This window comes from Oxynema aestuarii AP17 (assembly GCF_012295525.1).
GTDB classification, from domain to species: Bacteria; Cyanobacteriota; Cyanobacteriia; order Cyanobacteriales; family Laspinemataceae; genus Oxynema; species Oxynema aestuarii.
This window is the reverse complement of sequence record NZ_CP051167.1, coordinates 6,286,227-6,309,035: the sequence shown is the minus strand read 5'-3', so window position 1 is coordinate 6,309,035 and position 22,809 is coordinate 6,286,227. Positions and strand designations below refer to the sequence as shown.

At 45.8% G+C, this 22,809-nt stretch carries 12 protein-coding genes and 1 pseudogene; 8 read left to right on the top strand and 5 right to left on the bottom strand.

What is annotated here, in order from left to right; translation table 11 throughout:
• Positions 1-278 precede the first annotated feature (278 nt).
• A pseudogene (locus tag HCG48_RS25145) lies at positions 279-575 on the top strand (transposase family protein); the annotation flags it as partial.
• Here the strand turns inward: HCG48_RS25145 and HCG48_RS26335 are convergent.
• A complete protein-coding gene (locus HCG48_RS26335) occupies positions 487-1,881 on the bottom strand; it encodes a sulfotransferase domain-containing protein (protein WP_246259771.1) in 1,395 nt (464 codons plus the stop codon). The pseudogene HCG48_RS25145 and the gene HCG48_RS26335 sit on opposite strands and share 89 nt — an antisense overlap.
• 109 nt (positions 1,882-1,990) lie before the next feature.
• Between HCG48_RS26335 and HCG48_RS25135 the strand changes: the two genes are divergently transcribed.
• Entirely contained in the window at positions 1,991-2,566 is a 576-nt protein-coding gene (locus HCG48_RS25135; protein ID WP_168571624.1) for an REP-associated tyrosine transposase, read from the top strand.
• Between the two features lie 331 nt (positions 2,567-2,897).
• The gene (locus HCG48_RS25130) at positions 2,898-6,065 is read left to right on the top strand and encodes a phytanoyl-CoA dioxygenase family protein (RefSeq protein ID WP_168571623.1); all 3,168 of its coding nucleotides are present in this window, start codon (positions 2,898-2,900) and stop codon (positions 6,063-6,065) included.
• 432 nt (positions 6,066-6,497) lie between these two features.
• On the opposite strand, the gene HCG48_RS25125 is transcribed toward HCG48_RS25130, so the two are convergent.
• Complete coding sequence (locus HCG48_RS25125) at positions 6,498-7,790, bottom strand: tetratricopeptide repeat-containing sulfotransferase family protein (protein WP_168571622.1); 1,293 nt, start codon at positions 7,788-7,790, stop codon at positions 6,498-6,500.
• A 337-nt stretch (positions 7,791-8,127) separates the two neighbouring features.
• On the opposite strand from HCG48_RS25125, the gene HCG48_RS25120 reads away from it, so the two are divergent.
• The 4 genes from HCG48_RS25120 (at position 8,128) to HCG48_RS25105 (ending at position 15,426) form a co-directional block, all read left to right on the top strand.
• Positions 8,128-9,147, top strand: coding sequence for an IS4 family transposase (locus HCG48_RS25120; RefSeq protein ID WP_168571696.1), 1,020 nt, complete (start codon positions 8,128-8,130; stop codon positions 9,145-9,147).
• Positions 9,148-9,520: 373 nt separating this feature from the next.
• The gene (locus HCG48_RS25115) at positions 9,521-11,776 is read left to right on the top strand and encodes a glycosyltransferase family 4 protein (RefSeq protein WP_246259769.1); all 2,256 of its coding nucleotides are present in this window, start codon (positions 9,521-9,523) and stop codon (positions 11,774-11,776) included.
• A gap of 138 nt (positions 11,777-11,914) precedes the next feature.
• A complete protein-coding gene (locus tag HCG48_RS25110) occupies positions 11,915-14,224 on the top strand; it encodes a glycosyltransferase (protein ID WP_246259768.1) in 2,310 nt (769 codons plus the stop codon).
• A 668-nt stretch (positions 14,225-14,892) separates the two neighbouring features.
• A complete protein-coding gene (locus HCG48_RS25105; protein WP_168571620.1) occupies positions 14,893-15,426 on the top strand; it encodes an REP-associated tyrosine transposase in 534 nt (177 codons plus the stop codon).
• A 255-nt stretch (positions 15,427-15,681) separates the two neighbouring features.
• Here HCG48_RS25105 and HCG48_RS25100 read toward each other — a convergent pair whose 3' ends face one another.
• The 3 genes from HCG48_RS25100 to HCG48_RS25090 all read right to left on the bottom strand — a co-directional run bounded on the left by HCG48_RS25100 (position 15,682) and on the right by HCG48_RS25090 (position 22,373).
• Complete coding sequence (locus tag HCG48_RS25100; protein WP_168571619.1) at positions 15,682-16,860, bottom strand: tetratricopeptide repeat-containing sulfotransferase family protein; 1,179 nt, start codon at positions 16,858-16,860, stop codon at positions 15,682-15,684.
• 173 nt (positions 16,861-17,033) lie between these two features.
• Entirely contained in the window at positions 17,034-21,041 is a 4,008-nt protein-coding gene (locus HCG48_RS25095) for a tetratricopeptide repeat protein (RefSeq protein WP_168571618.1), read from the bottom strand.
• 150 nt (positions 21,042-21,191) lie between these two features.
• A complete protein-coding gene (locus HCG48_RS25090; protein WP_168571617.1) occupies positions 21,192-22,373 on the bottom strand; it encodes a calcium-binding protein in 1,182 nt (393 codons plus the stop codon).
• A gap of 59 nt (positions 22,374-22,432) precedes the next feature.
• On the opposite strand from HCG48_RS25090, the gene HCG48_RS25085 reads away from it, so the two are divergent.
• A complete protein-coding gene (locus tag HCG48_RS25085; RefSeq protein ID WP_168571616.1) occupies positions 22,433-22,636 on the top strand; it encodes a hypothetical protein in 204 nt (67 codons plus the stop codon).
• Positions 22,637-22,809 lie beyond the last annotated feature (173 nt).

Below are 22,809 nucleotides of genomic sequence, written 5' to 3'. Positions count from 1 at the left end.
GTTATATCTTAACAGGAATGACTATACTTGACTATGGATTCAGTTAAACTTTACAATACCGCCCCTTACCAACACCCCTACCAAAATCTGTAGGGACACAGCATTGCTGTGTCCTTTATGCATTTGTCAGGGTAAACGCATCAAAATTTGTATAAATTGTACTTGACAAAAGAACCAAGGTTTACACAATCTCCTGAAAAGGAGATCTATCATAGGTTTCTGATTCATCCACTTGTCCTCACTGTAGGACAATGCTGCCAACCGAACAGTGCAAGTCCATGTCTGATTCCTTCTGTCTGTCCTCCTCCCTTCATACTCATTTTGGCGATCTCGAGGATCCCAGAGTACAAGGGCGCTGCGCCCATCAACTCTTTGATCTCGTTGTGATTGCCCTGTTGGCTGTCCTGACTGGTGCAGAAGGCTGGGATGGTATGGAGACCTATGGCCAAGCCAAACAAGCTTGGTTAACTACCTTTCTCTCCCTACCTAACGGAATTCCCTCCCATGATAATTTCCGGCGGGTTGGCTCTCGACTTGACCCCACCCAACTTGAAGCTCGCTTTCAGAATTGGATTGGTAGTTGAATTTTTGTCCGAGATAATCTTCGATTTGTTCGTTATACGGGCGGAAATATTCCGTAAGCTGTTGATGTAACTCTGGGCTAATGGCGTTATAGTTTCGCGGATTAAGATTGCGATATTCGGGTAAGGGGTGATGTTCCAGACCTAAAAAGGTGTAAATCTGTTGCAGGGTGGCGGGGGGATTCTGAAATAGGTCTTCGCTGCGAAGGACGAGAATCTGTTCTCTGGGAAACTGCTCGAACCACTGGGGGAGATAGCGGATATACTGGCTAAAGGCAAGGTTACGAGCTAGGTTTAAACTGATGTCAGTTTGAATAATGGCCTGTTGTTTGAGTAAGCATTGCAGCCAGCTAGTTCCTGTTTTTAGATCGGCATAAAGTTGGTCGGCCATGGCATCAACTTTGGCTAAGTCAATGTGGGTTACGCCGTCAAGGGTTTGGGCAAACGTGGGGTTACTGGTTGCTTGGCGTTGATAAAAGTCTGAGATGGTGCGTTTGACTGGATTTCGCAGCAGGATGATGATTTTAAGGTCTGGAAACCAGTGGCGCAGAGATTTGGCGAGGTGGGGTTGAATGATGTATCCGGGGGTAGCTTCTCCGGTTTGATAACTGGGATGTTCAATGGGTGGAAAATAATCGAGATAAGTGAGGTTTTCCCCTTGTTGCCAATGGGTTTCACCCGTGAAATAGTGCAGTTCTTTGGCAACGGCTGGCAGGATTTGGGGATGTTGACTCAGGTAGTGATAAAGGGAAGTTGTGCCGCATTTCCAAACGCCAATGATGAGAAAGTTGGGCGGGTGTTTTCGTTGCGCTGTCCAAGCCTGGGCAATCAGTTCGGAATAGTTTGGCTCTAGGATGGTGCGGTAAGCCTGATGGAGGAAATTTCGGGCAATATCGCCCTTGTCTAAGTAACGATAGGCGGTGGAGAGGAGTAAGGCGGTAAACCCCCGATTGGCAGAGTGATGGGTGTTTGGCTCGACGATATCGATGATGCGCTGGCAGAATTCCAGGAGTCTAGGGGATTCCAGACCTGCAAGGAGTTGAAGGCCAAAGTATAAGCGCCAGTGATGCCATTGTGCCTGGGGATTGAGCATCTGGGCTTGGAGGTAATGTTCCATCGCCTGGGGGATGTCCCAGAATGTCCAGTGGAGAGCCGCGATGCGTTCTTGGATTTTCGCGGGTTGGGGGCTAAAGGTTAAGGCTTTGTGGTAGTGGTTAAGGACGGCTTGGACTAGCGTAGGGTGGGCATCGCCCACCAAATTCCGGTTGCGGTATGTTCGGTTATGGTGAATGTTACCCATCAAATCAAGGTGACAATAATATTGGGTTATGGTGGTGGATATCACCCATCAAATTATGGTGACGATATTGGGTTAATGTGGGCAATGCCCACCCTACTAATGTATCCTCGTGCCTCAATATCGCCGCGCTCGGATTCCTAACAGCATCATTTTTATCACCTGTGTCACCTATCAACGTCAACCCCTCTTTCAAAACCCAGATAATATCCAACTACTTCGCAATGCCCTTGCTCAAACCAAAGAAGAGCGACCATTCACAATTATGGCTGCGGTTATTCTGCCGGATCACCTCCATTTTCTGTGGAAATTGCCAGAGCCGGACTGTAACTATTCTGCTCGTGTGGGGCGCATGAAGGTTTTATTTACCCGTGCTGTCCGGGGTGATGCTGAAATTCCCCAGAATCTCTCGGCTTCCCGTCGCAAGCATCGAGAGCGGGATGTATGGCAGCGTCGGTTTTGGGAGCGCAGTTTGTGTGATCAGCAAGAAATCAATCACTATTTGGATTATATCCATTACAATCCGGTTAAGCATGGTCTGGTGGCTTGCCCCCATGCTTGGGAATATTCGAGTTTTTCTCGTTATGTGACACAGGGGAAATATTCGGAAGATTGGGCGTGTCAATGTCAGGGGTGTGCCAGCAAAATTCCAGATTTTTCCGACATTATCAATTATGTAGGCGAGTAGGGTGGGCATTGCCCACCAAATTAGGGTTGCGGTATGTTCGGTTATGGTGGATATTACCCATCAAATTACGGTGACAATAATATTGGGTTAATGTGGGCAATGCCCACCCTACCACTATAAACCTTCAGCACCAACTTGGTCTCTGCATAGCAAAGATGGATTATTCGATTCCAAGAATGTGACAGAGCTAATTTTTATTGTTGATTATGAGGGTGGTCTAAACTGGAATTCTGAGTTTTAGAACTTCCCTTTTATCTGCTAAGGTAATCCCTTTCTCTTTAGCAGATAAATTTGGATACATTTGAATGAGTAGAAATTAAGGAGGGAAAATATGAATGAGGATAATGTACTTAATATCTATGACCAAAACTACGCCCAAAACTACAATCAACGCTTCTTGCTCAACGACTTATCAAAAATTGATGCTGACTTTGAGCGGGAAACCATCGCCCAACTCCTAAATGAAATCGGCGACCATCCCCGATGGCTTGATGTTGCTTGCGGGACGGGCTACTTTTTAAGCTGCTTTCCAGAGGTGGAGCGATCGGGCTTAGATATTTCTCCGGCAATGTTGGAAACTGCCCGACAAGCTAACCCAAAGATCCCGCTTATTCAAGGTGACTACAGAGATAAGCGACCAGAGTGGAAAGGTAAGTGGGACTTAGTTTCCTGTATGTGGCTGGCTTATGGCTATGTCGAGTCACTTTCAGAACTAGATCGAGTCGTTGAAAATTTTGCGAATTGGACATCAGATCGCGGCATTTGCTTTGTACCCTTCACAGCACCTCAAGAGCTTGCGACAGGTGAATTGCATATTCCTTATGAATGCAAAAACTTATACAACGATGCCGGATTTATTCGTTTTGAAGCAGTTGTTTGGACTTGGGTTGATGAGGAAATGGAGAAACAGCATAGAAATATGCTGGCTCCACAATTGGAGTATATGCTGGCTCTGTTCGGCAGATATTTTGAGAAGGTAGAAGTTATTGAATATCCTCTGGTCAAAGGTGCAAGACGAAAAGCGATTGTTGCTCGTCAGAAGAAATACAAAACTGAGCAAAAACAGACTAACTTCACTCCCTTAAAATTAATTAGGTCGCAAGAATGGTGGCTCTACAAAATCGCGCCCCTCCTCACCATTGCCTACGCTGAAACCCTCCTCCTCCAACTTTCCCCCACAACCGCCACCCTCACCACGCTCACCGCCCTCCTGTCCATAGCCTCCGTTGCCGCCTACGGCTACCTCCTCAACGACATCTGCGACATCGAAACCGACCAAAAAGCCAACAAACCCAACGCCGCCGCCCAACTCCAACCCTGGCAACGCCTCCTCCTCTGCCTCCTCTTCCTGAGCATCGGCTTCGCTGCTCCCCTCCTCACCCACCTCGGCACGATTCCCCTCGCCCTGCTCGCCGCCAACTATCTGCTCCCTACCCTCTACTCCGTCCCCCCCCTACGCCTGAAAGAACGGGGCATCTGGGGCATCCTCAGCGATGCTGCCGGAGCGCACCTCGTCCCCACCCTCTTCGTCGCCGCCACCGTCCTCAGCCAAACCCCCGACCCACCCCGCAACGCCCTCATTTTCACCGCAGTTGCCGCCGCCCATGCCTTTTTCGTCGGGCTGCGCGGCATATTGCTGCACCAACTCTGGGATCGCGCCAATGACCTCAACTCTGGAATCACCACCTTTGTCAGCCAACGCCCACCCGAAACCGTTCAACGGTGGATAAACCGCCTCGTCTTCCCCGTTGAAATTGCCTTACTTGGTAGCATCGCCATCTTACTATCCGGCTCTGCTCCGTTACTGTTGGTTTTCTTTATAGTGTACTTGTTAGTGATTTTCGGGCAAGTTAAATTCGACCAAGTTTCGCTAAATCCTTCTCCTCTATCACCTCCAGTTAAGCAAAATATCATTCCCCACGATCTCTATGAAGTCTGGCTTCCCCTTGCTCTTGCCATTCTTCTCTCTAGCCGTAACCCCTACTATCTCAGCTTCGTGGTAATGACCCTGATTCTGTTTTTCCCATCGGTCAAAAATCGAGCAATTGGAATAGTAAATGTCATAAAATCCGTATTTACACTAGGCTCAAGACCGACTCCATCTACAACTGAAGCACCCCGTCCCACTCCCACCAATGTCACGCCCTTAACCCCAGCAATGCAGCAGCAGCTAGAGACTGAGGGTTATGTGGTGTTGGAAAACTTTTTAACCCCAGATGAACTGGAGGATTTACGCGAACTTGTCAGCACCGATCCTTTGCCAGAAAATGCCGACAACCTCTCAAGCTACACGCTTTTCAGCAAAAGCGATCCTGTATTTCGCCAACACCACAGCGATCGCCTCAAAGCCATTGTCAACCCCAAACTCACGCCCCTCCTACCCAACCATCGCGCCGCCTTCTGCACCTGGTATCGCAAATCTCCCAACTCCGCCATCAACGCCACCCCACTTCACCAAGACCCCTCCTTAACCGACGAAACCGAAACCCTATCCTATGGAATTTGGTGTCCTTTAATGGACGTAACCCCAGAAAACGGCTGTCTCTCCGTCGTCAAAGGCAGCCACCCCCTCAACTCAAAACCCCGTCCCTTTTACCCCTTTTCACCCTTTCCGTATGACTCAACCCTTGCCTCCCTCATCCAAGATCGCTATCTCACCCCCATCCCCCTCAAAGCCGGACAAGCCATCCTCTATGACAGACGGCTCTTTCATGGGGCATCCCCCAACACCCAAGACCGAGAACGAGTCGCACTCACTTGTATAATCGCCTTACAAAATACCTTAACTCACTTCGCCTACCTAGAATCAGCCGAATCTGAAACCCTCGAATGCTTTGCCGTCGAAGATGACTTTTATAACCGCTATATTTGGGGCGAAAAACCCCAGGGTGATGGCGTAACCCTCATCAAAACCGAACCCTACACCTACGATCGCCTCACCCCCGAACTCATCGCCGAAAAACTCGACCCCCTCCACCCCGATCGCGCCATCCCCCGTCTCAAAACCCAACTTGCCGAAACCCAAACCCACCTGGAACAGTCCCGCAGTCAACGGCAACAGGAATTAACCGCATCCAACCAACAACTGCACCAAAAAACCACCGAATTAGCCACCTTAAAACAGGACTATTCCCAGACTCAAGCGGAACTCGAACACCTCCGAGAACAATTGCAAACCACCCAAACCCAACACCAGCAAACCCAAGCCGAGTTAGAGCGCGATCGCACACAATTACAGCAAACCCAAGCGGAATTAGAGCGCGATCGCACACAATTACAGCAAACCCAAGCGGAATTAGAGCAATCTCAAGAACAACTACAGCAAACCCAAATTCAATTACAAATATCTGAACGACAACAGCAGCAAATGCAAGCTATTTTAGAAGAGTCTCAAGCTGAATTGTCCGAAAAAACCGGAGAATTGAATCAGATTAAATCCGAGCAACACCGCGATCGATTAGCGGAGATTATTCGCCGACGATTTTACACCCAAGGTTAGGGTGGGGAATGTGCGATCGGCTCTAACCCCCCTTTTCTCTCGTTCCCAGGCTCCGCCTGGGAATGCCCATCTGGAGGCTCTGCCTCCCGTAAACCAGGATATACAGGCACACGAGGCAGAGCCTCGGAAGTAGGGTTCCCAGGCAGAGCCTAGGAACCAGAGGATTTGGGGGGTTAGGGGGGCTAGTGCGTAAGTCCTGTTCTCTCGTTTCCAGACTCCGCCTGGGAATGCCCATCTGGAGGCTCTGCCTCCCGTAAACCAGGATATACAGACACATGAGGCAGAGCCTCGGAAGTAGGGTTCCCAGGCAGAGCCTAGGAACCAGAGGATTTGGGGGGTTAGGGGGGCTAGGGGGGCTAGTGCGTAAGTCCTGTTCTATTTGAGCCGTAACGCACCGTTTTCATTAAAATCAAGGTGGGCAATGTCCACCGCTTAATCCCAATGAAATTTCCTGTGTAAATAGTCTTCCAATTCTTGGTTATAGGGTCGGAAAAAGTCGGCAAGTTGTTGATATAAGCTAGGGGAAATGGGAGGATATTTGTTGCGGTTGGCGTTACGATACTCGGTCAGGGGATGGTCAGGAAGACCGAGGAAATGATAGGCTTGTTTCATGGTGGTTGCTGGGTCAGTAAATAAGTCTTCGCTTTTGAGGATTAAAAGTTGCTCTTTAGGGAAAACCCTAAACCATTCGGGGAGATAGTCAATATAGAGGCTATGATCGATATGAACGGCGATTTCATGGTTGATATCTGAGTTTTGTCTCCATATATTTCTTAAATAATCAAGCCACTGATTTATTAATTCAATCTTTTGATAGAGCGAGAGTTCCCCTATTTCTTTGATGTCAGCAATTCTCTTTTTTACTAGGTTGATGTCTAAGTGATGAATGTCATTGAGGGATTTATTCAAATATTGATTGCTAAATTTATTGGCCATATAAAAGCCAGAAATTGCTCGGTCGATCGGGTTTCTGAGTAAGAGGATAAGCTTAATGTTGGGAAACCATTTTTTTATCTGTTGGGCTACATTGGGAAACATAAAATAATTTGGGGTAGCTTCTCCGGTGAGATAGTTTTGATGGGATATCGCTGGAAAATGGGAGAGATAATAATCTAAGTCGTTGATAGTATCCGTGGAAAAGTAACGAATTTCTTTGGTGACGGCAGGTAAAATTTGTGGATGTTGGATGAGATAGCTATAAAAAGAGGTCGTACCACACTTAAATAAGCCAATTACCAGAAAGTTGGGCTGGCGTTGGGTTGAGGAATTCCAATGTTGGATGAGGTCAGGATAGGAACGGTTAATTTGTTTAAAACTAGCTTTTTGATAGCAGTCTTTGGCTTTTTCTAGTTCTCCTTGTTGGGCGTAGAGTCTGCCTAACACCACATGAGCAAAGGGAAAATTGGGTTGGTGGATGATATTCTGTTTGAGGAGATGAATGCCTTGGGTGAGAATCTGATTTTTGTTCTCTTCGCTCGACCAAGAGACGAATTGTAGCAGGAAGTTCAGGGGATGATAGACTGAAAATAGGTCGGGTTTGAGTTCAATGGCTTTCAGGTAATAAACGATGGCTTGTTCAAAATCGAGTAAACTTCGGTAAAGATTGCCAATATCTTGATAGAGGGTTGCCGAGTCGGGTTTGATGAGAGTAGCTTTTTGATAATGGTTGATTAGGGTTTGGGTCTGTTGCTCGATATTTGTTGGGGTTGGAGTAGAAAGATTCATGGTGGGTTGGGACAAAAATGGGGCAACTATTAGATGTAGGGTGGGCAATGCCCACCGTTTAATATATATAGAGTAGAAATCCGATATTTACGGAAGTCCTGGGGATACAAAAATTAAAATTTGGAGCCAGTAGGATGGACATCGCTTACAATAATCAACCCAAAAAGGCTGATACGGTGGGCAATGCCCCCTTACTTGTCTTTGATTGGATTAATAGTTCATCGAGGGCAAAGACACACCCTACCACCCAGAAGTGTTGAATGTTAAGAGAAATTTGACAAAAAAAGTCCCTAATCAAGTAAAATAGGGGCAATATTTCGATAAATACTTAACAATGATTGTATCAAACTTTCCTGAAATTCTCCAAAAACATCTAAGTCATCTGCCCCAAGACGATTATCCAGTACTAGACACTTTCAAGTTTGTCTCAATTTGGCTAAATTTCATTTTAGACCAGAGTCAAACAACGATGAGAAGTTTGTTTAAAAGACTAAATATTCGCGGAGAATCCGTAGATATATCAACCTTCTCAAAAGCCAGTAAAACTCGTAGTCCAGAAGTTTTTCATCGATTGTGGGATGAATTGAAAAAAGAAGTAGCCAAAAAATCCCAAAATTCAGATAAAGAGTTGATGATATTTCCTTTAGATTCAACCATTATCACTTTGACGAGTAAACTCTTATGGCATCAAGGATATCACCAATTGAAACTGTTTAGTGGCATTAACTTAGTGACAGGAAACCCAGGAGGAATATCAATTCATTTGGGTCAAGGACACGATAGCAAATATGGAAATGAAACGATAGAAGCCACGCCGGAAAACGGAGTCGCCGTAATGGATAGAGGTTTTTGCAGCTTAGAAAGAATTGCCCAACTTCAAGCTCAAAAAAATCGCTACTTCGTCTTGAGAATCCGAAAAAACATTAAATTAGAAATGTTAGAGAATGGGGAATATTTAATGGGGACAGGAACAGCACAAGTACAAGGAAGAGTAGTAATGTTTTGCGACCGGGAAGAAAAAACTGAATTTCGCTTAGTGACGAATTTGCCAGAGACAGGAGAAGGAGGAATAAGTAACGAAGAAATTGGTGAATTTTATCGACTACGCTGGCAAATTGAATTGCTGTGGAAGTTCTTGAAAATGCACTTAAAGTTGGATAAATTTATCACGAAAAATGTGAATGGAATGGAAATCCAGATTTATTGCTGTTTAATCGGATATCTAATTTTAAAATTAGTAAAAATTAACCAAGAATGGGGTTCATCATTATTAGATAAGTTGCGATATTTACAGGCTTTTATGTGTGAAAAGATTAGTTATGTCCACTGGTTTAGAGAGCTAGTTTTCCATCACTGAAATCAGCTTTTCATAGGATTCTTGTATCTATTTTATGCTAATTCATTAGTACCGTTCAACACTTCTGCCTACCACCATATGACAAAATAGATTCATAGTAAGATGGTGCGTTACGGCACTATTATAAATCTCTGATTAGATTAATAATTAATGGAGCGCCTAACACACCCTACCGGATACTATTATATATAGTGGATGTTGGGCAATGCCCACCCTACTACTAACTACGCTAATAGAATAAAAAATGAATCAGCAAAGATTGCTCGCGAAAACAAACATCTTGGCGAAGGATTGGGAGAAAGAGTTTACGGTTCGCTTTCAAGCAACCTGCGATGCCAAATTATCGCCAGCCCCGGAAAATGTGGCGATTTTGGTGACTTCCGAATATGAGGGCATTTTCAAAAATGGCGGCATCGGTACTTATTATAAAACTTTGAGCGAAAAATTAGCCAGTCAAGGCCGATATGTGATTTTAATTCTCTGTAAAACAGAAAAAGAGTTTCAGGGAGAATCTACGGTTGCCCCGGTTCGCCATATTTTTGCTACCCATGAAGCGGAAAAATTTTTGCAATTACAGCCAATTCACCAAGGGATTTTATCGGGGTTTCAACAATGGGAGTGGGTGGAGTCAGAAAGTTATCGAATTCTGTTTTTTGTCCAGGCGATCGCCCATCATTTTAGCCAGTCTCCTATTTATGTGGAATTTCCCGATTTGTGCGGGCTGGGATATCGGACAATTCAAGCTAAACGTGCGGGGTTGTTGGGAAAAAATTGCGTGACAGCGGTGACGATGCACAGCAGTCAAGAGTGGTTGAATGAGGCCAATGAAAAATATAGTTTATATCCAGCCTGGGATTGGTATCAAAAGGTGTATGGTTACGAGCAATATTCTTTTGAAAATGCCGATTTAGCCTTTTTCCTGTCTTGGTTTATGGCGGAAAAGGTGAAAAGTTATGGCTGGAACATGACCCATGCGATTCATTTGCCCTACTGTTTTACGCTGGTGCCACCTTTGGATAAAAAACGACCAATGTTAGACCGGGTTGGTCTGAATATTAAACGGCAACAAATCCCGATCGTCTTTTTTGGTCGCTTGGAAGAACGGAAAGGACTGCTGACGTTTTTGGAGGCGATCGAGCATATTACTAAGCATTTTGCCGATGAGGACATTAGCCAGCAACTTTATCTGTTATTTTTAGGGAAAACTGTCACCCTTCATGCCCCGGAAACTGAGCAACAAGACAGTCAACAATATATCGAACAACAACTTAATAATAAATTTAATGATATCAATTATACCATCATCTCGGACTTATTTAGCCAGGAAGCGATCGCCCTCGTGCAAGAATTAGCCCCGGCAATTGTCTGTCTGACCAGTCCTCAAGAAAACTTTCCCAATAGTGCTTTGGAAATGGGACAGTTACCCGTGAGTTTGGTGGTCTCAGATACCGGAGGCTTTCGAGAAACCTTAAAATTAATTGGACGATCCCCTCTTTATTCTGCTGGCCTCCCCCTTTCAAAGGGGGACGGGAGGGGGATAAATAAGGGGGGAATTGAATCGGATAAGGTGCGATGGTTTGAACCAGGAAACTCCCAATCTCTAGCAGCAGAAATTGCCAATGCGATCGAGGCTTATCCTGAAATTCCCGCTGTTCCCCAACGAGAGTTTTTAGCACAAGTGAATCAATCTTTGCTGAACCATCGGCTAGAGTATATAAAACAAGCTTTTACTCAAGTATCGGTCAGTAAACAGCAGCTATCTAGCCCAGAATCATATTCTCGATTATTGGGGATGACCTCAGATCAAGAGCAGATTTTCCTGCAAGATTATGGTCAAAATATTTACTCCGGTCAAGGGGAAATCATTGATTTAGGATGTTGGTTAGGGTCGGCAACTATTTCTCTGGCTAAGGGATTAGAAAAAAATCGCCGGGTTGCCCTGAAATATAAACGGATTCATGCTTACGATTTATTTACTTGGCATCCATATATGGAACAAACGGTGAAAGGGACTTCCCTGGAAGGCAAATATAAACCAGGAGATAGCTTTTTAGATGAATTTACTCGCAGAATTAGTCCCTGGAGTCCCTCGATCGCAGTTTATCCGGGAAATGTGATGGAGATTGGTTGGAACGGTGGGGCGATCGAATATTTATTTGTGGATGCCATGAAAAGCTGGGAACTGACCAAAAGCATCATTAAAAATTTTTACTTTGATTTAATTCCCGGCGTATCACTCGTTCATTATAATGATTTTGCTGATTATGCCACGGCTTGGATACATCTATTGATTTACAAATTGCGGCCATATTTTAAACACCATTGCAATCTCTACCAAGCCGCAGTGTTTCAATATGTCAATCCTTTACCCAAGGAGACTTTAAGTTTAGATTTGGATCCGCCGTTTAGTATATTTTCTACGGAAGATGTGCATCAGGCGTTTGCCTACTCGTTGCAAATTTGTCACGAAAAATTACGTCCGAATATTGCTGCGGCTAAAGTGATGGCTTTTATTTATTTAGGAGATTTAGACCAAGCTAAACAAGAATTGATTCAGGCTAGAGAAATGTTTGGCAATGTTGGCGAAATTCCTCTTGCGGCAGAAGAAATATCCCGGAGAACCATGTAGGGGTGATTCGCGAATCACCCCTACAACATATATAGGAGGACACGGCAACCGTAGGAGCACACGGCAATGCCGTGTCCCTAAGCAAGATGACGCAAGGTTATTTGAAATTTGGTTTATTTAATAAAAAGTCTTAACAATATGAAAAATTTACTCGCTCATATCCTGTCCCCTGACTATTCTCAAGTCTATTTTCAACCTCAATGGCAAGAAACATTCAATGCTTCTGCCCAAAAAGTAGCTATTTTAGCCACTAGCGAATTTGAGGGATTTTATCAGAATGGTGGTATCGGCACTTATTATCAGGCATTAAGCCAACATTTAGCCGCCGATGGTTGGTACATTATTCTGTTACTTTGCCAGAATGACACCGAGTTTGGGGGAAAATCTCAATTGCCCAATCTTCAGCATATTTTTTCTACGGTCGAAGTGGATAAGGTGTTAAATCTTCAGCCGATTCACCGCGCTATTTTAGCCCAAAGTCAGGAACAGACGATCGCCCAATGGTTTGATTATGAAAGTTTCTGCTGTTTATTCTTTACTCAGGCAATTTTGGCCAGTTTCCCGGAAGCCGTGATTTATGTGGAATTTCCGGCAATTTGGGGATTTGGCGATCGCACGATTCGGGCAAAAAAATCCGGGTTACTCAGCAAGAATTGCCTGGTTGGAGTCACCGATCATGGTGGGTTTGAATGGTTGCGAGAAACCAATCATCGATATGCAGTGGATCATCCCCATTGGTTTTGGCAAGCGTATCATTATGAGCAATATTCTTATGAGAATGCCGATGTGACTTATTTTCCCTCCCACTTTCTCAAGTCTAAGGTAGAAAGTTATGGCTGGAAAACATCCCATGCAGTTCATTTACCTTATTTTATTCCGATTGTAAGTAATGTAGGGGCGATTCGCGAATCGCCCCTACAAAATAACCAAAAAATTCCGTTAGTATTTTTCGGTCGATTAGAGGAAAGAAAAGGACTCTGTACTTTTATGGAAGCCCTCCAGTCCCTCGACCCCAATATAACTGAGACACTGGAGATTATTTTTCTCGGTAAAATTGTCCAGTTGGAATCGACCCAACTGAAAGGCTGGGATAGTCAAGAATATCTCGATCGCGCATTAAAAGAAAACTATGCTTATCAAATTTTACCGGATTTATCCAGTCAACAAGCAATCGAACTCGTCAGTCAGCTACCCAACCCAATTGTTTGCCTGTGCAGTTGGCAAGAAAACTTTCCCAATGCAGCGTTAGAAATGGGACAGTCACCCGTAAGTTTAGTGGTCTCAGACACCGGAGGATTCCGCGAAACTTTAAATTTAATTTCCCGAACCGACGGGGTACGCTGGTTTCAACCAACAGACGCAGAATCTCTCTCTGACTCTATTATTGCAGCTATTTCAGCGCGTCCCGAAACCCCGGCGATTTCCGATCGCCCCTACTTAGAAAAAACCAATCAAACATTACTCGATCGCCGACTTGAATCTATGAGTGAAGCTTTCATTAAATCCGCCCCCAAACCGCCCAAAAATTCCCGCGTCACCGTCGGAGTCACTTGCTTTGCCGATGGTGAAAAAACCTTGGATTGTCTGGAAAGTTTGACCGGACAAACTTATGAAAACTTGGAAATCATTGTTCTCTACCAACTTCCAGCCAGCGAACCGATTCCAGAGGCGATCGCCCTTGCCAAAACCCAGTATCCCAATTATCAGTTTATCGCATCTAACAATCAAAGTTTGGGCGCCGCCTATAATCAGTTAGTCCAACTGGCAACCGGAGAATATTTCTTGCTATTAGCGAGCGATCGCATTGCCCTGCCCACAATGGTAGAAAAGTTAGTCAACGCTGCGGGAGAATCAGATGCGATCGCAGTGGTTTGTGGGGACATGAAATTAGGTCAAAATTCGTCAGATTTGCAACATTTGCAACATTTGCAAGTAATCAACTGCCATGATGGTTCGTTACTCAAGCTACTGGAATTTAATCAACCCCAAGATTTATGCGCCTTATTTACAGTGGAGTGGTTGCGGGAGTTTCCCTATTGCGAAGTTCGGGATTTACTGGCGTTAAATTGGCAGATATTAGCAGCGGCGATCGCCACAGGTCAAGAAATTGCTTACTATCCTTATCCTCTCTATCTTTCTGACCCCGATTCTGCCCTAATGATTCCCCCAGAAAGCTTGCCCAAAGAACGATATTACTTGCGTCAATATATCTCGCAAATCGACGTATCCCGATGGACTCAACGCCAACTCCATCTCTTGCTAACTTGTGTCGAGCAACTTTACCAATCAGAAGTGCAAAATAAAAACCAAATTTGGCAACTTCAGCAAAATCAAACCCAAGCGAAAATTTTTGCCTCCCAATCCCAAGCTTGGATGCAAACCGCATTGCAAACCCAAGACGAACTGGAAGCCAGGGAAGCGGAATTGCAAAAGCACCAAATCCGCTAATCCCAATCAAATTGCATCCCTAAATATTCGTTAAATCTCGTTCCCAGGGTCTCCCTGGGAATGCCAACAAGCGAGGCTCTGCCTCGTGGTTTCATGGCGACTGCCTCCAGTAAGTATCGGCGTCATTGCTTCGACCCGGAGGCAGAGCCTCCAGCGCGGGGTTCCCAGGCACAGCCTAGGAACCAGAGGTAATAATCTCGTTAATCTCGTTCCCAGGGAGACCCTGGGAATGCCAACAAGCGAGGCTCTGCCTCGTGGTTCATCGTGATTAAATGTTGCATTCTCGTTCCCAGGGTCTCCCTGGGAATGCCAGTAAGCGAGGCTCTGCCTCGTGGTTTCATGGCGACTGCCTCCAGTAAGTATCGGCGTCATTGCTTCGACCCGGAGGCAGAGCCTCCAGCGCGGGGTTCCCAGGCACAGCCTAGGAACCAGAGGTAATAATCTCGTTAATCTCGTTCCCAGGGAGACCCTGGGAATGCCAACAAGCGAGGCTCTGCCTCGTGGTTCATCGTGATTAAATGTTGCATTCTCGTTCCCAGGGTCTCCCTGGGCATGCCAACAAGCGAGGCTCTGCCTCGTGGTTCATCGGTGTTCATCAATTAAATGTTTGTCTAAAAATACTAATATAAAAGCTTAGTACAACATACCAAAACCCAATCGATCGCACAATGGCACGAAGCCGCTACCATGTACTAGAAACTCGACCCCACTTTGTCACCTGCACAGTGGTTAATTGGCTCCCGCTATTTTCTCAAATTGAAATTGCTCAAATTATCTTAGATTCTCTCCAGTTTATGCAAGATAATCGGCGATTAGACTTATATGGTTATGTAATTATGGAAAACCATCTCCATTTATTAGTCTCAGCCGCTAACTTATCTAAGGAGATGGGGAATTTTAAATCCTTTACGGCGCGATCGATTATTAATTGGCTTCAAAAGAATAATTTTCATCAGCTACTAAAACAGCTAAAAATTTATAAACTTCAATATAAAACTGAACAAGAGTATCAAGTTTGGCAAGAAGGATTTCATCCGCAAGCGATTTTCAGTGACGAAGTGTTTAGACAAAAGTTAGAGTATATTCACAATAATCCCTTGAGACGTGGCTATGTAGACCATCCAGCTCATTGGCGATATTCGAGTTATCGTAATTATATTGGTGAGCCAGGGGTTTTAAGTTTGGATAAAATTGATTTTTAGTGGGTTATTTATATTCACGCGAGGCAGAGCCTCTTGACTGGCATTCCCAGGGAGACCCTGGGAACGAGAAAAAAATTGATTTTTAGTGGGTTATTTATATTCACGCGAGGCAGAGCCTCTTGACTGGCATTCCCAGGGAGACCCTGGGAACGAGAAACGAGAAAAACGAGAAAAACGAGAATATTCACGCGAGGCAGAGCCTCTTGACTGGCATTCCCAGGGAGACCCTGGGAACGAGAAAGCCTATTCATTAACTTAATTCCAATTAAATTTCATCCCCAAATATTGCTCTAACTTCTGATTGTGGGGTCGGAAAAAATCGGCTAACCTCTGCCGCAAATTATCACTGATGGGATTGTACGACCCCGGATTATAATTTGGATATTCTGGTAGGGGATAATCCGGCACTCCGAAAAACTCAAACACTTGGGTCAGGGTCACTGCTGGATTGGCATAAAAGTCTTCACTCTTTAAAATTAAAAACTGTTCCCTGGGAAATACAGCCATCCATTTCTCAATAAAGTAAACGTATAGGCTAAATAATAAACAACCTTTTTCTGTCTGCCAGTAGGTGCCATCAGCATTTCCCAGAGATGATAACTTGTTTATCGCTGCCATCTCCGAAGAAATGACCTCAGAAAATGACCGATGCTCTTTTCCCAGTCTCCGTTGCATTTGATATTGAGAGAATGACCGAAATACGGGATTTCTCAACAAGATGATTATTTTAATATTCGGAAATAACTTAGCAACTTGTTTCTCAACGTCGAAACTGACTAGATACCAAGGAGTCGCTTCTCCTGTCAAAAAATCAGCGTCTTTAGGAATAGGTGGGAAATGTGCTAAATACCAGTCTAACCCTTGAGAGATGTTTTCGGTGAAAAAGAATGTTTCTTTTTTAATGGCTGGCAAAATTTGCGGATGCTTTCCTAGGTAACGATAAAGCGAACTGGTTCCGCCTTTGCCAATGCCAATAATTAAAAAATGAGGCTGACGGGGATTGTCAGGATGCCAATAATTTTTGACAAACTCAGGATGAGAACCTAAAAGCTGCTGATAACTTGTATTTTTGTAACAAAATATAGCCGCTGCTAAGTTTCCTTGTTGAGTTAATAAGTCCCCCAAACCAACATGGGCAATTAAAAAATCTGGGTACTTATCAACGAATTTACGGTATATCCGAATTGCTTGGTCTATCGGACATTTTTCCCTAATCTCGATTAATTGGATATAAGCTTTAGCAAAAATATCTTTGATTTGACTAGATTCTCTGTAAAGAGAAATCACTTGTAGATAACAATCGCTCGCCTTTTCCCACTGTTCTAATTTTTCCCAGATTTTCCCTAATTTATAGTGTACTTGAGGATTATCGGGCTTAATCAGCAGGGCTTTTTGATAATGGGTAATTTGGCGATTATCGAGTAAGTCGGACATGGGAAGAATGAGATTTGGGTAATAATCGGGTAGGGTGTGTTCGCGGAAATTTTTATAGGAGTAAATGTAGGGTGGGCATTGCCCACCCTACTACTTAAATAAATCTTACATATCGGTGCGTTACGCTGTCGCTAACGCCCCCTATCGAAGGCTAACGAAGGCACTACCGAAGGTTACAAAATTCTGGGTTTAAGTTTAATTGCCCGACGATAACAGACAGTAGCTTCATCAATTTTACCTTGGGCGGCGAGAATATCGCCTAAATTTTTATGAGACCAAGAATAATTGGGATTTAACTCGATCGCTTTGTAGTAAGAGACGATCGCTTCTTCCCACTCTCCGTAATACCCTTGAACTGTCCCTAAATTATGATAATGCCAAAATGAAGGAGAAGGATTCGTTTCAATCGCACGATGATAGCTGGCGATCGCTTCTGGTAATTTTCCCTGTTCGGCTAAAATATCTCCGAGATGGTGATGCGACCAATAATGATTGGGGTCGATCGCGATCGCCCGACGGTAAGCAGCCATTGCCCCGACGCGATCGTTTTTGGCAGCCATTGCTTTACCTAAATGTAAATAGATTTCCGGGTTTTCGGGAAATCGGTTCATCGCCGTTTGATAAATTAAAATTGCCTCATCTGGGCGCTTTTGTTTTACCAAAGTATCCCCTAATGTCAAATAAATGTCGGGGCGATCGGGGTGAATTTCCAGGAAGTGGCGATCGGTCTGAATTTGCGAGGCGTTCGATTGAATCGCTAGATTATAGAAACTTGCGGCTGCGGTTAAATCTAACTGGGCGCGTTCTCGAAAAGCATGAGCTAATCTGGTCTCCATTCCCGGCAATTTCGGATCGAGTTCTACAGCCCGACGATAAGCGCTAACGACTGCTTCCCATTCCTGCTGTTGGGCTAACAGATCTCCGAATTGGCGGCAAAGTTCTGCATTTTCTGGTTGCAGGGATAGGGCTTTGCGATAAGATTGCATCGCTTCCTGAAGCTTTCCTAATTCCCGAAAACTATTGGCCAACAATTTATAAGCTTCAACGTTTTTTGGTTCTAAGGCTAGGACTTGTTTGCATAACTCACAAGCTTCTTGCCATTCTTGGCGATCGACACAACCTCGCGCTTTTTGCAAATAATCTGGTTTGACTACCGTCTTTGTTGTCCTAATCGATATATTTTCCAGACCCAAATCTCTGGCTTTTTGATAGTAAGTAGCAGCCTCCTTACTTTGCCCTTGACGTTGTAGTGCTGACGCCAAATCGTAATATGCCCCTGCCAATTTTGGATTTAATTCTATCGCGCGACGATAACAATTTATCCCCCGATCGACCAACCCTTCTTGCACCAGGGTATTGCCCAAATTCACGCACGCAGTAGCCGAAAACTTATCCGGTGACAAACACAAGGCCGCATACCCGCATTCCGCCGCTTCTTTTCCTCGCTTTAACTGCGTCCATACCTTCGCTAAATTCCGATATGCCCCGGCAAAATTCGGATCGATTTGAATAGCTTTTTGATAGCAAGTTACTGCCAATTTCCACTGCTGCTCTTGAGCTGCTAAACTGCCCAAATTTGCATAAGCTGCTGCCAATTTGGGGTCAATTTGCAGCGCTTTCACATACCACTTTCGTGCCGATTCTATCTGTCCGTGCTCTTGTAGCAAGTTGCCCATGATTTTACAAGCCTCTGCAGAATTGGGATCGATCTGCAACGCTTTTAAACAAGCTGCTTTGGCGAGTTCCAAGTTTCCTAGGCGGAAATCGGTTTCCGCTTGCTGGAGGAATAGATCGGTAGAAATAGGGGGATTCACGGTGGCTTGAATCGGGGGAAAAACTCCAGGAAATATCGATTTTATTATACCCGCTACGGACATCATTTTTTCCAACTGATTTAAATTTATCCAAATGTCTTCCGTTAGCGGGTTGGGATAGATTAACTCTCTAATAGGACAGCAGGCCAATGCCTCGGCAGTCAAGCAATAGTGTTGCAGTTTGAGCTGTTGGCCGATTTGCCAATAGTACGGTCTAACATAATGTGGAGAAACCCATTCGACGATTTGGGTACCCGGGCGGCAAAACAGGATATTCGTTAATCCACTGCCATGTGGAGCTACGATAATTTTAGCTCGCGCGAAGGTAGTAATTTGTTGGGCAAATGATAAAGATTCAAGTTGAATAATCTCAAACCCCAGCGTCTTGAGAAAGTCAATGACTTCCGCTTCGTTTAATACGCGGCGATATCGGGCGTTAGCGCGACTGATATAGATGCGCTCGGAACCGGGATAATCTGAGGCGGAGATGAGCGGAAGAAACTCGCGGCGGAGAAATTGAATTGCCCAAGGTTCGGCCCACCCGAGATGACCGGCAAAAGACGGAACGATTAAGGTATCTGCTTGAATATGGGGGAAGCGATCGCTCTGAATAATTTTCGATTCAGGAATCCCTAAGGCGGCCAAGGTTTCTCGCTGAAACGGCTGCTCTAGACTATTAATGACATAATAATCGATTTGAGTCACATCTATTCCCCCCTGGCGCAAAATTTCCCAACGGGGAAGAATATCCACCATCCAGTGAAAATAAACGGCTCCGGAAAGTCCGGATAACAAAGCAACGGTGCCCTCAATCTTTCGCACTGGAGGAAAGGCATCTAACTCAAATACCCGAGGGTGGCGGGTATCTTGTTTTTGGCATCCGGGTAACGTACCGGGATATTCGCGAGAAACGTCGGCAAGCAGATAATTATCCGGGGTAATAATGGCTACGCAATTGCACACCATCCAGGAATTTTGTTGTGGAACAACCCAAGCACGTCCGTGAGGAATCGAGGCAATAAAATGACCGGAAAAATTATCGTTAAAACGGTGGGCAACTCCTGCCAATCGTTGGATGCCCCATCCCAAATGAACTGGAGAAAAATCCCGTGCGATGCGCTGCAAGCAAGGGACACAATTTAATCCAGCGCACTCGCCATCGGGGGTGGGAGTTGGCTGCACATGAGGGGGTTTGCTACCTGGGAACCGAACGGGGAAATAATCCCTGCCCTGAAAATGAGTGGTTTCGATCCACTCGCGGGTATGGCGATAAATGCCTTTGGGGTGGAGGTGACCCTGGGCGGCATTCGTTGACTCCAGGGATCGCCTTGTGGGTGCGATGTCTCGTGACATCTGACTCATGGCCCCGGTGAGTAGAGAGGAACGAGTGGGTGGAATGAGCGTTGCTAGGTTCTCCACCATCGCCCTTGGATGGAGTCGATTTTGTTTGCTCAAGCACTGACCCAAGCGGCGATAAATCTCCCGGCGATCGATATCCCGGCAATGGGGGTCAATTTGCAACGCTTTGTGATAGAAAATTTCCGCGTTTTGGTAATCGCCATATCGGAACAGCACATTTCCCCAATGGTAGTGAATCAGGTAAAATTGGGTATAAACGTCCGGGTGATGGGGATGTTTTTGCAAGGCGCGGAGAAATCGGGTGCAAGCGAGTTGAGCGCGATCGCGTTCGTCCTGGGGATGTTCGCGCCCGGGAAGTGTTAAGCGGTGTTCCACAAGATGGCAGTACGCTTGGATGAAATGCGCTTCGCGGGCGATCGCCTGCTGAAAGTACGGCATTGCTGCATCCAGCTTGCCTTGTGCCATCAGCGAATAGCCGCACTCGGCATCTGCGAGAATGGAGGTTGGATTGAGTTGCCGGACTTGCTGAAAATAGGGAAGTGCCTTGGCGTGCTGATTTTCGGATTGCCAGATTTTGCCTGCATTATAATAGGCGATCGCCAGATCCGGCTGCAATTCGATCGCTTTAATATAGGCGGCTAGGGCTGACCCCAGCTTTGCTTGGGCTTGGAAGGCTTGACCGAGGTTGTTGTATAAACTTGCCCAATTGGGAGCCAGGGCGAGGGCGCGTCGGAAGAGGGCGATCGCTGCGGAAACTTTTCCCAATTTCACCAACAAGCAGCCCAGGTTGCTATAGGCGTTCAGATCGTCCGGTTTGAGGACAATTGCCTGATGGTATGCGGCCATTGCCTGGGGCCATTTGCCTGCAGCATCGAGCACCACGCCCAGATTGTAATAGACTCTCGGGCGATGACCCGATTCGGCGATCGCCTGTCGATAACAGCGTTCTGCGGCGACTAAATCTCCCTGTCGGTAAAAAATCGTCCCGCGTTGTTCGTGGTTTGGCACCTAGTTTTTCCCAGTAGAAAGTCGAGGGAAACGGCAGAAGAGAAAGGATGAGCGATCGGCTTTAGATGCCATTTTGGTACCAGCTTTACACTACGTATAAAAAGCGCGATCGGTTGATCCATTAGGATATTCCTAATCCAACATCTCAGATTAGAAAATTTCAAAGTCATTCGAGTCTATATCGAGATTCGGATCGAGTTGCACCAAAGGCATTTCATCCCCAGCAGCATCCGTGGGATTGTAGTACAGCAGACCGCTCGTTTGGTCGTAAACCAGCTTCGAGGCACTAGTACCTTTGGCATTGGCGTCAAATTGACCCGTCACCGTTACATCCCCTTCAGCCAACATGCCCGGTTGCAATTTCGAGAAGATGCGGCTATCCAACTGAATTTTATCTTCGTTGGGAGTAAAGTCAGTAATCGTATCCACACCCAAGAGATTGCCATCTTCAGCATGAGCCGTGGGAACGTCTTCCCCTGGTGGGGCAAAATACTCAAAGCGGAAGGTATCGGCTCCTTGAGCGCCGGTGAGGCGATCGTTGCCTTTATCGCCAAAGAGCACATCGTTGCCGATGCCGCCACTGACCGAATCATTGTCTTGACCGCCGTAGACGGTATCGTCACCGGCTCCGCCATCGACGGTATCCTCTCCTTGGTTGCCGAATACCCGGTCGTTGCCGTCATCTCCACTGACACTATCATTGCCTTTGTCTCCATAGACAATATCGTTCCCGACACCGCCTTTCGCGGTATCGTTATCTTGACCGGCACGGATTAAATCGTTCCCTTCTTCACCATCGAGAACATCCGCTCCTTGGTTGCCATGTATCACATCGTTTCCGGCACTGGCTTTGACACGATCGTCCCCTGGCCCGGCGAAAATATTATCGTCGCCCGCACCACCGCCAACCACATTGGCTAGCGGACCTAACAACATCAAGTCATTTTCAGTACTGCCGACCACGAATTCCAAACTGCCCGCTTGCTGACCTTGGAAGAAGGCGCGAGAGGCATTGAATTGGCTGAGCAAGTTGGCGATAGGGTCATTTGAAAGTCCGTCCACTCCCGGAGTGCCGATGGGGGCTTCCTTCCCCTCCTGGCCAAGGAAATCCGGATCCTCGGGAGGGGTGGGCCTTGCGGTGGCGGTTGGCACAGGTGGAGGTGGTGGGGAAGGGGTATCCGGGGAGTCTCCGGCAGGAGAAGGGACTTCGGCTACAGGGGGTTGACCTTCGAGGTCTTGGATATCCATCCCGGATCCGCCGCTCAGAGCAATACCGGGCAAAAACGGCACTGTGGGTGCTGGTGCGAGGAAAACAGAAGCGACTTCTGACATAGTTTCCCTAATTTTGAGAGTGATATTTGATGGGTTGTCGAGTCAGGAGAGAGAATGCAGTGGAGTCTCCTTCAATAAAGGAGTTTGAGAAAATCAAACAGCGACTTCAACTGACTCCTGGCGCGATCGCTGAATTCGGATGCACCCACTTAGAAGGTATCTATAAAGAAGATATTAACCGGTTAGTCATTTCAGCATCAACACTGTCATCGCTCGATCGATCAAGCCATTCTCAATTCTTTAAAGAATTGAGAATGGCTTGATGAGGCTGTTTATACAGAAAGTATCAAGCAACCTTGTAGGGGTTTGGTAACCAACCCCCTACAAGATACAATAGTTTTTGGTAGTGCGGGCATCCTGCCCATGTCGTAACTATACATTTTAAAAGATCGACAGCTTAAGCTTTTCTTTAGAGATCCCCTGTAGCTCAACCCTT

What these genes read in the sequence shown, in the direction of transcription:
- HCG48_RS26335 (WP_246259771.1), bottom strand. Translation starts at nt 1,881, where the DNA reads ATGGGTAACATTCACCATAACCGAACATACCGCAACCGGAATTTGGTG.
- HCG48_RS25130 (WP_168571623.1), top strand. Translation starts at nt 2,898, where the DNA reads ATGAATGAGGATAATGTACTTAATATCTATGACCAAAACTACGCCCAA.
- HCG48_RS25125 (WP_168571622.1), bottom strand. Translation starts at nt 7,790, where the DNA reads ATGAATCTTTCTACTCCAACCCCAACAAATATCGAGCAACAGACCCAA.
- HCG48_RS25110 (WP_246259768.1), top strand. Translation starts at nt 11,915, where the DNA reads ATGAAAAATTTACTCGCTCATATCCTGTCCCCTGACTATTCTCAAGTC.
- HCG48_RS25105 (WP_168571620.1), top strand. Translation starts at nt 14,893, where the DNA reads ATGGCACGAAGCCGCTACCATGTACTAGAAACTCGACCCCACTTTGTC.
- HCG48_RS25100 (WP_168571619.1), bottom strand. Translation starts at nt 16,860, where the DNA reads ATGTCCGACTTACTCGATAATCGCCAAATTACCCATTATCAAAAAGCC.
- HCG48_RS25090 (WP_168571617.1), bottom strand. Translation starts at nt 22,373, where the DNA reads ATGTCAGAAGTCGCTTCTGTTTTCCTCGCACCAGCACCCACAGTGCCG.